The following is a 12,636-nucleotide window of genomic DNA, read 5'->3' as shown; positions in this document are numbered from 1 at the left end:
TTTTATGTGTTGTTAGGATTGTTCATACTTCTTTTTGATCCGAGAGCATGGTTACGGCTTACCTTTATTCATTTCGTAACGCTTCAACAGGATCTTTCGCGGCAGCCATTCGAGATGGAAATACTCCCGCCAAGAGCGTAAGCAGCGTGCTTCCTACAATGAGATATAATGCATGAAGAGGACTCAGGTTGGAGATATTGGAAATATCAGCGAACTTCTGAACGAGAACATTGATGGGGTACGAAATCACGTAAGTGATCCCTACACCAAGCAGTCCAGCAGCCAAACCTACAATGATGGTTTCTGCATTGAACACCCTTGAAATGTCTCTTTTGCGTGCACCCACACTGCGAAGGATTCCGATCTCCTTGGTACGTTCAATAACAGAAACATACGTAATGATACCAATCATAACTGTGGAAACAAATAACGATATTCCGGCAAAACCAGTTAACACGGAAGTAATCCCATCGAGAAGTTTTTTGGTGATAGAGGTGATCCCTTCTGCAAAATCCGAGTAAATTACTTTTTCTTGATTGGATTTCCCTTCATTATATCGATCGAGATCATCTTTAATTTGTTCTTTGCCTTGAAAATCTGCAGGGAAAATGTCTATGCCAACTGGCGTATTCGTCACACCAAGCCATATCTCCGCCCTCTCCCTTGCTTCTTCACTCACAAAAGGTACACCCCGTAACACATCGGTATTTGTCTTGGCCTGTGCCTGTGCAATAGAGCTTTTTTGTGAGTCATCGAGCATCGCGCTTGTTAGATCGGAAGAATAAGCAAAACCCTCCGTTAAAAGACTGCTATTGATTCCTTCTTTAGGACGTAAAATCCCCGTTATTTTGAGGTTTGTTCCAGATGAGTTATTATATAATCTGCTGTAATCATTCGGAGTAGCAGCTACAAATAATTCATCAGTCTTTTTCGCATAAAAAAGATTGTTAGGGATGACCTTCAGGACTGTTTTTCCGATAAAATCAGTCAGTGGGTAATCAGATTTCACATCCGTTATCCCGATCTTCTCAAAGAAGGCTTCCTCCAACCGATTAAACTTGTCTACCACAAGGGCCACTTCATTCTTCTGAGTAGGTAACTTACTTCCTTTTCCAATCAGGTCATACTGGGATAAAACGAGGTCGTGGTTCTCCGGAAGCTGCTGCCAATACGCTTTCCCTCCAGCTTCGTTCCCTTTGTTGAAATCAACTACGGTGTTTTGTGCTTTCGCCAAAAGATTCAGGTGCAGTCCGTAATTAAACGTAACATTGGTAACGGAGCTTGGCATATCATTCTGAATGTTCTGGATGTAGTTTAGAAATTCATCTGTTATCTCGTTCGTATGCTTCTGATACTCCAACTCCGGACGAAAAGGATATACAACATCCTGAGTGGGATATTCTTTTAACTCTGTTGTTGGGCTTGGATCTTCATCTGTTCCTTCAACAGTGCCGGCGGTGATGTTAATTGGTAGTCCGCTTAAGGTACTGGCTTGCATGGAATCCAGATAAGTAGATAAACCATTGGAAAGAGCCAGAACCAGTGCCACTCCTATAATACCAATACTGCCTGCGAAAGCTGTCGTTAGCGTTCTTCCTCTTTTGGTTAAAAGATTTCGAAACGAAAGCATCATTGCGCTTTGCATGGACATGGCTGTTTTCTTTATTTTCCTCTTATCTGTATTTGAAGTGTGCTTGGTTAACGATTCATCTTCATTCAGCGGATCACTGTCCGATATGATCTGGCCATCCAGCATTCGAATTATGCGGTCTGAATACATTTCTGCTTGCTCAGCGTTATGTGTCACCATAATAACAAGTCTTGTTTCGGAAACTGCTTTTAAAATGTCCATGATCTGATCACTGGTATGACTATCAAGTGCGCCTGTTGGTTCATCCGCAAGAATAATATCAGGGTTATTCACCAGTGCCCTGGCTATGGCAACCCGCTGCATTTGACCCCCGGACAACTGATTTGGCTTTTTATTTACATGTTTAGAAAGGCCAACATCATTCAATGCTTGTTTGGCTCGTCTTTTCCTTTCGGCAGGCTTAACACCAGAAAGTGTCATTGCTATCTCAACATTCTGTAATATCGTTTGATGTCCTATTAAGTTGTAACTCTGAAAAACAAAACCAATGGAATGATTACGGTAAGCATCCCAATCACGTTCTTTAAACTTCTTGGTGGAAATTCCGTTGATCATTAGATCTCCACTTTCATATTGATCCAAACCGCCAATAATGTTCAGAAGGGACGTTTTGCCACAACCCGATGGCCCGAGTATTGAGACCAGTTCACTCTGACGGAATCCAACGGTTACTCCTTGTACGGCAGTAACTTGTTCACCGCTCATATACGTTTTTTTAACATCAATTAGTTTAAGCTTCATCATACGTTCCTCCAGATTGTTTCAATTAAAGATATGTCTTTTTTGCCTTGATGTAATATACCTGATCTGAATAAACTGAAAATAAACGAATAGGATGATGGCTATAAACCAATTGAATTGCACCCTCAAAAGATACAAACAAAAAGGTCCCCATTAGATATGGGCACCTTTGATTTAAAGACTCCTATTTAAGGTATTGCTACATCTTATTTTAAAGCGAGTAATCGGCGGGCGGACTGTAGGATGTGTTTACATTCGAGATAATTCTACCTTTATCTTTCTCCATGCGTCTGCATACCGATTTTTGGCCGCTTCATCCTCAATGTTTGTGATTGAATTCTGAACAAAATGATTCAGTTCATCCATTGAATGATTTTTTGCCCACTGTGATAATTCTTCCACGACCTCCTGCTGATAAATGACAAGAGAGCCATAAACCGTATCATCCATTCCTTCATGAGCAGGTAATTGAACACTCCTTCCCTGATAACGATCCAGAAGTAAAAGAAGTTTGCTTGGCATCAGCATTTCTGTTTCTGCCAAGCTGCGGGAGAACATATCTCGAAGATACGGAATATCATCGGTTACCCCTGTTCCGGATGTCGCTCGATGGCTCCCGTATGATTCTACGGTTCCATCGTCGTAGATATTCAGATTGAACGGTTTCTTACTGTCATACGGAAGTATACTGTCTTTATCTGGATCAGTAATCATAATGTGTTCTGTTCTTGTAAGCTCTGAAGGCAGTTCTTCTTCCAAAGAATGTCCGAGAACTCCTGGATTGCTGCTATCCAGTCTTGTCGAAAATCCATCCGGCATTGAATTTCCGTTTTCTTCATAGGTGAATCGTCTTGAAATCTGATCGATTGGAACCAAAACATCTGAGGTGACATGATTGATGACCATAGGGCTGCTGAAATAATCTGTGAGACCAACGGGAGAAAATGCTTCCCATCTCGCGATATCTTCTTTGTCCGGAAAGTTTTCTAAGATCGGATCAAACATTCCGGACACCATGCCTAAAAATGGAATCGGTAGGTCCATCATCGTTTTCAGCATTTCTTTTTCTCCGTTATCTCCGGCAGTTATCATCTTATAGAATCCTTTAAGCATGACCCAACCCATATTATCGTTTACTTTGTTTCCTTCCGGAAAGTACTGATAAAAATTAAAGTATACATTGGTGATCGGTGAATTCGCTATCGAAGCATTGATTCCCATCTGTAAAGCATTGAGCATCAATGTCGTGTATCCGCCTGCACTTCCGCCAATAAGAGCGATTCTTTCATGATCGACTTCTTCCATATGACGAAGTGTATATAAGGCAGCATTATTAAAAACCAAATCATCATCGGTCAGCTGTCCATTGTATTTATTATCAAAGTTCGTCGGTGAAGCAACCATCCACCCTTCAGCCAGATACTTGCGCAATTCAAGTGCATCTTCGGTCATCTCATAGTGCGGAACATAGATGAGGGGCATCGGCTGCTCTGTATCTTCCGGAATATAGAGCCTCAATTGTCGGGTATCCACGATACTGTCCTTGTTGATGTATTTTATATCAATGGTTCTCTGTTCTATATTTTCAAGAGGAGGAATATCTCCTTGTGATTGCGCTTGTTGAGCAAATATCTTATCCATATCTAGTTCACTGCTATCATCTCTTGAAGGAAATAACGTATTTTTAATTTTCAATCCCACGATCAAGAGAATGACTATCAATATACTAATACCCACTATTTTTATCATTTTTCTCATGTGAACTCTCCTTGACACATTACTTCTTCGTCTTCTGTAACTGCCACATAAACCGGGCCTTCATATCCTATCTGCCACGTATACTGCCTGTAGTTAATGAGACATATATTTGTCTAAATACTCATTGATTTTTTCAAAGTATAATTGTGATTCTTTCCTATCATTCTGTAAACCATGACCTGATCGTTTAAATTCGATGAAATCGTGAGGAACACTATTATCTCTTAACGCCTCGATGAAATTTTTGGTTAGGCCGAAAGGCACCACTTTATCATAAGTGCCATAGGCAGCTAATGTTGGAACAGAGTTTTTGGTAATGTGTGTGTAAGGTGAAATTTCATCTACGTATTTTTTGTACTCCCCGTTTCTCATCATCTCTACGGTGATGCTTTCACCTGTCATAACTGAAGCAAACGATGCACCTGCTTTGGCAGCTTCATCTGTTTCATATGGGTCATCCATATTATCCATACCAAGCCAAATAGAAGGTTCAAAGCTAGGAGGGCCAACTCCTTCGAAGACCATTTTTAACGGGATCGGTGAGGAATCTGCATCGCGGTATGCATAAAGTAGAGCAAGTGCACCTCCAGCAGACCCGCCCGATATGGCCATTTCATCAAGGTTATACCCCAGTTCTGCCGCCTCTTTTGTAATGACGGGTATACTTTGCTTAATTTCCTGAGACATTTGATTAAGGTTAACTGTATTCGTATCGGTTCGTAAGCTGTAATTAATGCCCGCAGCTACATAACCTTTGGATGTAAAATACTTCAGCATATCGGCATCGTCACTCTTATCTCCACTCGTAAATCCGCCTGCATGAAGATAAACGACAAGTCCATAAGTATCCTTGGATTGATCAGCTGGAACATACAGGTCATAGTTGTTCAATTCTTCTTCACCGTACACAAGATCTGTATACACCGTTCCAACGGAATCACTCCAGTCCACATGTAATGGGTTACTAAGTGTAGGAACCTTTAGTTTGAGAAAGACTGAACCAGAGAAGACGAATACAAAGGTAAGGATACAAGTTAGTATCCACATCATTTTTTTCATTAAAATAGTCTTCCTCCCAATAGCATATTTAACAACACACTAACTGCTAATCTTCCTAATACAAAAGCGATAACTGCAATTATGGCAAGAATAACAACACGTTTTTTGGTTAACATCGTTTCTCCTTTTTCTTCGTTTTCTGGTAGTGCGATATATATAATTAGCGTTTATTGGAGTTACATTATCATGAAAAAATAAACTGAAAATAAACAAGAAGCGTATTAACCCCTTGTTCACTTGAAGCAATATTTTGTGATAGAATGCAGTTCAGTTAAGTTCAGATGTAATGGAAAGGAATGAGAAAGATGTTCAAAATCCTCGTTGTAGAAGACGACAAAAATACAGCCAGATTAATGAAAACCATTATCGGGTCTGCCGGATACGAGGTATTCTTGGCGGAGAATGGCATTATGACGTTAGAGTTATTGGACAAGCAGCAGTTTGATCTGATTGTGCTTGATATCATGATGCCTCACATGGATGGATTCGAATTGACCCAAATGATTCGGGAGAGCAGAAATGATATTCCTATTCTGATGGTTAGCGCAAAACATCTACCTGCTGACAAGCGTAAAGGCTTTATATCAGGCACTGACGATTATATGGTCAAACCAGTGGACGAAGACGAAATGCTTCTTCGAATCAAGGCTTTGCTGCGGCGAGCCAAGATCCAGAACGAACGAAAACTTCAAGTAGGGAAAATCACTCTTCAATATGATGAATTGTCTGTGACAAGAGAAGGCGAAGTACAGACGTTACCGCAAAAAGAGTTTTTTTTATTGTACAAATTGCTGTCGTATCCAGATAAAATTTTTACCCGCATTCAGTTAATGGATGAAATATGGGGTATGGACTCCGAAACTAGCGATATTACGTTAAATGTTCATATAAATCGGTTAAGAAAGCGATTTGGCGATTATCCTGAATTTGAAATCATCGCCATTCGGGGAATTGGTTACAAGGCGGTAAAACATGAAGACTAGAAAAAACAACAATATATCCTTGCGTGGTTTTGGACTCACGTTCATGTTTATGTTCATTGTGCTCTTTATTTTTCTCATCTCCATTTTTCTAGCGTGGTTCATCATCGTGTTTCTTGTGTACACTGGCCTCTACACACCACCTTCAACAGAAGATCCAGAGTCTGGGGGCGCTGTGATGTTTATTGCTTATTTCGGTTCGGTTACTGTTCTCGTCAGTATCTTTGCCTCGTTGATCTTCAGCCGAATCCCCCTAGCTCCCATCCGTGAGGTTATTCATGCATCCGAAAAACTGGCTACAGGAAACTTTTCCGTCCGGATTCATCTCAAAGGGCCAAAAGAGTTAAGACAATTGAACAAAAGTTTCAATCATATGGCTGAAGAACTCGGCAGCCTTGAAATGCTGCGTTCCGATTTCATCAATAATTTCTCACATGAATTCAAAACACCAATCGTTTCCCTAAGAGGTTACGCAAAAGTCCTAAAAAGAGAAAACCTGTCCGTCTTGGAACGCAATGAATATCTGGATATCATTATTAATGAGTCAGAACGTCTTGCTGAACTTGCCACAAATGTCCTCCAGCTATCCAAAATAGAAAGTCAAGCCATTATAGCCGAAAAGACTTCTTATAACTTAACAGAGCAAATTAGAACGGTTATTGTATTGCTTGAGTCAAAATGGTCCGCAAAACATATCAGTTTTCAGGTTAATTCAGCTGAAGTGATGATTATCGCAAATGAAGATATGCTCAGCCAAGTTTGGATCAATCTTCTGGACAATGCCATCAAGTTTTCGCCCTTGAATTCAGAAATTACCATTAGTACGAAGTCGAAAGATGGACAAGTCAGTATTTCAATTCACAACAATGGGCCAAGGATTGAGTTGGATCAACAAAAATACATTTTCGATAAATTTTATCAAGGTGATGCCTCCCACTCCTCCCCTGGTAATGGTTTGGGTTTAAGTATCGCTCACAAGATCGTGATATTGCACGGTGGAACAATTAGAGTTGCAAAATCTGACGACAACGGTACCACTTTTGAGGTTGCTCTTCCATTAAGTTAGCGATTAGTTGAAAGAAAGCAGCAGATCTCAAAGATCCACTGCTTTCTCAGAAAACGTTGGAGAAGATGACAGACAGGATAAACAGTAAACCGTCTCATAAGGCTGATTAGACAGCACACTCTTTCCGTTCATCCGTAGCACAATGAGCTGGATATTCTGCTTCTACCGAAGCAGATCGATTTATTAATCCGATCATTGGGTTTGTGACAACATTTCAGACGATGTCGGTGTAAACGTATACGTTCCGCCAGCTTCTGCGTTGAAAGAAATCGGCTTAAGGCCAGGACCTTCCAACTGACAAAGTCCAGCAACTGAACTTTTTACGGTGACTTCAGTAATTTCTGATTTCGCCCAGGAAAATCCAATGGTATATCCGCCACGGGCCCTGAGCCCCTCCACACTCCCGTCACACCAATTGTCTGGTAAGGCAGGTAGAAGCCGGATCACATCGGTGTGGCTCTGCATTAACATCTCAGCAATTCCAGAGGATCCCCCGAAGTTGCCGTCAATCTGAAACGGAGGATGATTGTCAAAAAGATTAGGCAACGTGGAGTGCTCCAGGAGAGCTCTTACATTTTCATAAGCTTTCTGCCCATCCTGAAGTCTTGCCCAGAAGTGAATGATCCAGGCCCGGCTCCATCCGGTGTGTCCACCCCCATTGTCCATTCTACGTTCGAGCGTTGTACGTGCGGCCTTTGCGAGTTCGGGCGTGTGTGGAGTGAAGCTTTCTCCAGGGTACAAACCAAATAGATGCGAGATGTGCCGGTGCCCCGGTTCCACTTCTTCGTAATCCTCCATCCATTCCTGGATTTGGCCGTGTTTGCCGATTTGTGTCTTCGGAATTCGCGTCAGAACAGCAGCAAGTTCTTCCCTAAAGGTATGGTCCCTTCCGATCAACTCTGCACTTTGAATGCATGCAGTGAATAGAGCCTCAATGATCTGAAAATCCATCGAAGCGCCTGCACATAGAACCCCTACCTCACCATTTGGCAGCTTGTAGCTATTCTCTGGAGAGACGGATGGACAAGTAATCAGACGGCCATCTGCATCCTCAATTAGATAATCAAGGAGAAACTGCGCAGATTCCTTCATCGTTTCGTATGCTTCCTCCAGAAAAATGAGATTCTGACTATAGCGATAATGCTCCCATAAGTGCAGACATAACCAAGCAGCACCCAGCGGCCAGAAGGAAGCCGGCAGGTAGGTATCCTGAGGGGCTGTGTCTGCCCAAATATCCGTATTATGATGTGCGGTAAACCCACGGCAGTCATACATCTTTCGTGCCGTAATTCGGCCAGGCTCCCGCATTCGCTCAATCAGATCGAACAATGGCTCATGGCACTCGGCTAGATTGCAGTTTTCGGCGAGCCAGTAGTTCATTTGGGCATTAATGTTGATCGTAAATTTGCTGTCCCATGGCGGAGTGAAACTGTCATTCCATATACCTTGAAGATTAGCAGGCAAGGAGCCTGGCCGGCTTGAGGAAATCAGCAGATAACGACCAAACTGAAAATAGGTTTCGATCAATTCGGGATCTTCTTCTCCCCTTTGGAATTGTTTTAATCTCTCATCCGTCGGACCATCATGACGATCAGAACGTTTGGACAGGTTCAATGAAACCCTGCTGTACAGTTCATGATAATCCGATGTATGCCGTACAAGCAGTGTTTCATAAGGAATCCGACTGAGCTCTTCTATACGAAGTTTATTGTATAATTCAGGATCTTCCTGGCGGAAAGTCGTTTCCGCAGCAAGCAGCAGTGTGACCGAGCTCGCCTCCTTCACCAGCAAATACTCGCCAAGGAGCTGACAGGCGCCTCCATCTGGTATCGCTTTCAACACAGCTGTGAAGGAGCTGCCGTCTGTACCACCGCAATCACCAAGCATAATGAGTCCGCTTTGCTCCCACTTCTTGGTTTTCTCCAGGTATCTCCAATTCTGTCGATTAAAACGGGCTTTCATAGACAAGGCATTCTTCTTGTCTGTTGAGATTCGGATGATAATGGCTTGATCCGGATGGCTGGCAAACAGCTCACGAGTATAACGGATACCATTAACCTGGTAGCTAACACGGGAGATGCCCCGGTTCAAATCCAGCTCACGTACATAATCTTCAACAGGACCATCATGATTGCCGAATGATAACTGCAGCTCACCAAGTGGCACATAATGTCTCTGGGCTTCAGGAAGCCCGGCCATCGTCATGCTGGCCAACTCTTCAGCCTCCCGAAGTTTCCCTTCCATGATTAACTTGCGGATATTGGGCAGATTGGGCAGTGCATCATCGTTATTCCGATCCCGGGGGCCCCCATACCACATCGAGTCTTCATTTAACTTCAAACGCTCCTCCGCTACGCCTCCAAAAATCATTGCCCCAAGCCGGCCGTTCCCGATTGGCAAGGCCTCGTTCCATATCTCTGCCGGTTTGCTGTACCACATGCGATGATTGTTCCGATTAGATTCTTTCATTCTGGACCTCCACTATGAATTTCAATGAATGATAAGAGATTAATCTCATAATAACATCGTAACAAAGAATAAAAATAACGTATTCATGCAGATCCATACTCTTTCATGATATGAGAATCGAGAAGATCATGTATTGGGAGATTTTCTTCGATAAACATCAATGAGATTGGCTTCCTGCCATAAAAGATTACGGACCTGATTCGCAAGAATGCGAACCGGCCCGTGTTTGATAATAATAGATGATTTGTCGCCCAGGATTGGTATATACCTACCCATTCTCCCTACTTGGAAATGGATGAAGAATCATACGCTGCCTGCATAATTTCCAGATAACGCTTGATGTTGAGGCCTTCCAGCCCTTTCACATAATCATCCCAATCCTTTTCCAGACTCTTTGCTCCTGTGATGAATTGCAGGGCATTCTGGTCAATATAATCCTTGAGGTTCGTCTGCATCATGCTTGTTTCGTCCGCATTTGCCGGGTCCACCCATAGGGCCCAATGCGGAAAAACTTCCTGGGGTTCTTTGCCTTCCATCAAGAGTGTTGCCTCATAAAGTCGGCGCTCATAACCGTCACCTGCATAGATGTCCTTGCCTTGTACTTCGGCATCCCGATATGCTCTGTGGTGATTATACTGACTCAGCGCACCCCAGCTGTCATTACGAGGCTCCTCACCTGTGGGGAGGGGAATGGCTTTGTAGAGTGGCTCTACCTGATCATTAAGGGCAATGTCGCCTTCCTCCGGCTTGCGCCAGCTGGTGCCCTCCTCACCCAAATATGCACTCATGGCTCCTTCTTGTGTGTAGAGATAATCCAGCATTTTTATGGCTGCAATCTGCGTCTCTTCACTTGCCTTGTTTGTGAGTACAAACGATGCTCCAGGATCAATTGGATAGTTATAGGTCGCATAATTGGCATGCGGCCCTTTCAAAGGAGGAATCGGATTATAATCCTTCCCATACGGAGCACCCTCGGCTGTATTTACAAAAAGAGATGGGTGCATGGCTGCACCTGCGCCAAGAAGCTGCGCATCCGCATTATCTCCGATTTTTTTAAAGGCCCCCACATTTTGCGTGAACGCACCGGGGTCAATCAAACCTTCATCGTACAGCGACTTGATATAGGCCAGTCCTTCCTTCCACTCCGGTTTGTTCGCAACCGTATCAACCCGGCCTTCCTTTGCAATGAGATAGGTTCTGTCATCGTCGTAGATAAACCCGTTCATCAAATAGGGAATGATGTGCACGCCGAAATTTTCAATAGAACCGCTCAGCGGAACTTCATCCGCTTTACCGTTGCCGTTCGGGTCCTTGGTTTTGAACGCTTTAAGCACTTCCTTAAATTCTTCCGTCGTTGTAGGCTCGGATAAGCCGAGCTGTTCTAGCCATTTCGTATTCATCCACATTTTGTTCGGGTATGAGCAGTGGAAACATTCATTTAAGCCCGTCAAACCGTAAATATTGCCGTCTGGCGCAGTATTCATTGCTTTGTAATACTCACTGCTGTCCAGTACCTTTTTGATATTCGGTGCGTATTGCTCAATTAGATCATTGAGCGGCACAATGACACCTTGCTGGCCAAATTTCAACAAGTCCGTTTGAGAAAAACGGTCAACCCATGGAATGAGCAAATACAGATCCGGGTAGTCCCCCGAAGCCAATGATATCTGTCTTTTTTCAGCCGCGCCATCAAAAGGAACCGTCGTCCAGTTGATCTTCACGTTAAACTTCTCTTCCATCTTTTTCGTAAACTTGTTCGTTTGAAGGTTGGTATCCGAACTTTGATGAGCAAACACATTAATGGTCACGTTGTCCCCGGATGAAGGGCCGCTCCCCTCTTCTCCGCTGCCCTGATTTGAGGATGAACATCCCGCTAGTGCCACAGACAAGAGCAGTATACAAGCAAGTACGAATGACCCTGTTTTTCTCAAATAGACCCTCTCCCTTATGAATGAATGTAGTGAACTAGCCCTTGACGGAGCCAATCAACATGCCCTGAACGAAATATCGCTGCACAAACGGATAAATGACGAGTACCGGCAAACTGGCCATAACAATGAGTGAGAACTTCATCAACTCGGCCATTTGCTGCTGCTTCACCATCTCTCCCACATCCATATTCCCCGTGCTGTTACTCAGAATCAGAATGCTGCGGAGAATCAACTGAAGCGGATAGAGCGATTGCGTTTTTAAATAAATCAGGGCATCAAAATACGCATTCCACTGCCCAACGGCATACATCAATGACAAAACAGCGACGATGGGTTTGGCGAGAGGCAAAATGACGCTGAAAATGAAACGGATATCACTGCATCCGTCAATATCGGCTGCCTCGGAGAGCTCTTCCGGGATGGAATTCTGAAAAAAAGTACGTGCGATAATCACCTGCCACACCCAGATGGCATTAGGAATCAACAGAGCCCAGCGTGTATCAATCAGTCCCATGGATTTAACCACGAGGTACGTTGGAATTAATCCGCCGGAAAATAGCATGGTGAATGTAATAAACATCATGAGAGGGCTGCGCCCAACAAAGGTTTTTTTGGAAAGCGGATAAGCAATCATAATGGTCAGCGCTACACTAATGATTGTTCCTATTGTGGTGTAAAATAACGAATTGGCGTAACCCATGATAACCTGATCGTTGCGCAATACAGACTTATAGCCGTCGAGTGTCATATCAACAGGCCACAGCCAGACTTTTCCGGATGTAACTGCTGCCGGGCTGCTCAGAGAAGAGCTTACGATATAGATCAGTGGATAGAGTACTGCAATCAAGACAACTGTCAGAATGAGGTAGATGATGGCTATAAACACCCGGTCCCCAAAAGATTCTCTGATGGTACTCCTCTGACTAACCGCTGAACCGGCTTGGGACTGCAACTTGCTCATCTGATTCCCCCCTTTCCTTT

The 12,636-nt window shown here is 43.4% G+C and carries 8 protein-coding genes; 2 read left to right on the top strand and 6 right to left on the bottom strand.

Annotated features, from left to right (window positions below; translation table 11 throughout):
- Positions 1–64 precede the first annotated feature (64 nt).
- The 3 genes from CHH60_RS02390 to CHH60_RS02380 all read right to left on the bottom strand — a co-directional run bounded on the left by CHH60_RS02390 (position 65) and on the right by CHH60_RS02380 (position 5,209).
- Entirely contained in the window at positions 65–2,392 is a 2,328-nt protein-coding gene (locus CHH60_RS02390) for an ABC transporter ATP-binding protein/permease (protein ID WP_255247786.1), read from the bottom strand.
- A gap of 249 nt (positions 2,393–2,641) precedes the next feature.
- Positions 2,642–4,150 carry an alpha/beta hydrolase family protein gene (locus CHH60_RS02385; protein WP_095357732.1) on the bottom strand — a complete coding sequence of 503 codons (1,509 nt, stop codon included), beginning with the start codon at positions 4,148–4,150 and terminating at the stop codon, positions 2,642–2,644.
- A 93-nt stretch (positions 4,151–4,243) separates the two neighbouring features.
- On the bottom strand, positions 4,244–5,209 hold the full coding sequence (locus tag CHH60_RS02380; protein ID WP_095357731.1) for an alpha/beta hydrolase: 966 nt from the start codon (positions 5,207–5,209) through the stop codon (positions 4,244–4,246).
- Positions 5,210–5,514: 305 nt separating this feature from the next.
- Here CHH60_RS02380 and CHH60_RS02375 point away from each other — a divergent pair, with 305 nt between their 5' ends.
- Both CHH60_RS02375 and CHH60_RS02370 read left to right on the top strand, forming a co-directional pair.
- Positions 5,515–6,192, top strand: a complete 678-nt coding sequence (locus tag CHH60_RS02375; protein WP_095357730.1) for a response regulator transcription factor — start codon at positions 5,515–5,517, stop codon at positions 6,190–6,192.
- A complete protein-coding gene (locus CHH60_RS02370) occupies positions 6,182–7,255 on the top strand; it encodes a HAMP domain-containing sensor histidine kinase (protein ID WP_255247785.1) in 1,074 nt (357 codons plus the stop codon). The genes CHH60_RS02375 and CHH60_RS02370 overlap by 11 nt, the downstream gene beginning before the upstream one ends.
- 192 nt (positions 7,256–7,447) lie before the next feature.
- On the opposite strand, the gene CHH60_RS02365 is transcribed toward CHH60_RS02370, so the two are convergent.
- The 3 genes from CHH60_RS02365 to CHH60_RS02355 all read right to left on the bottom strand — a co-directional run bounded on the left by CHH60_RS02365 (position 7,448) and on the right by CHH60_RS02355 (position 12,616).
- Positions 7,448–9,724 (bottom strand): glycoside hydrolase family 95 protein, encoded by a 2,277-nt coding sequence (locus CHH60_RS02365; RefSeq protein WP_095357729.1) that lies wholly within the window; start codon positions 9,722–9,724, stop codon positions 7,448–7,450.
- Positions 9,725–10,005: 281 nt separating this feature from the next.
- On the bottom strand, positions 10,006–11,655 hold the full coding sequence (locus CHH60_RS02360; RefSeq protein WP_095357728.1) for an ABC transporter substrate-binding protein: 1,650 nt from the start codon (positions 11,653–11,655) through the stop codon (positions 10,006–10,008).
- Between the two features lie 34 nt (positions 11,656–11,689).
- Positions 11,690–12,616, bottom strand: a complete 927-nt coding sequence (locus tag CHH60_RS02355; RefSeq protein ID WP_095357727.1) for a carbohydrate ABC transporter permease — start codon at positions 12,614–12,616, stop codon at positions 11,690–11,692.
- Between the last annotated feature and the right edge of the window lie 20 nt (positions 12,617–12,636).

This window comes from Paenibacillus sp. 7523-1, from assembly GCF_002276415.1.
Lineage (GTDB): Bacteria > Bacillota > Bacilli > Paenibacillales > Paenibacillaceae > Paenibacillus > Paenibacillus illinoisensis_A.
Note: the sequence above shows the minus strand (reverse complement) of the source record. Positions and strands in the feature narration are given on the sequence as shown.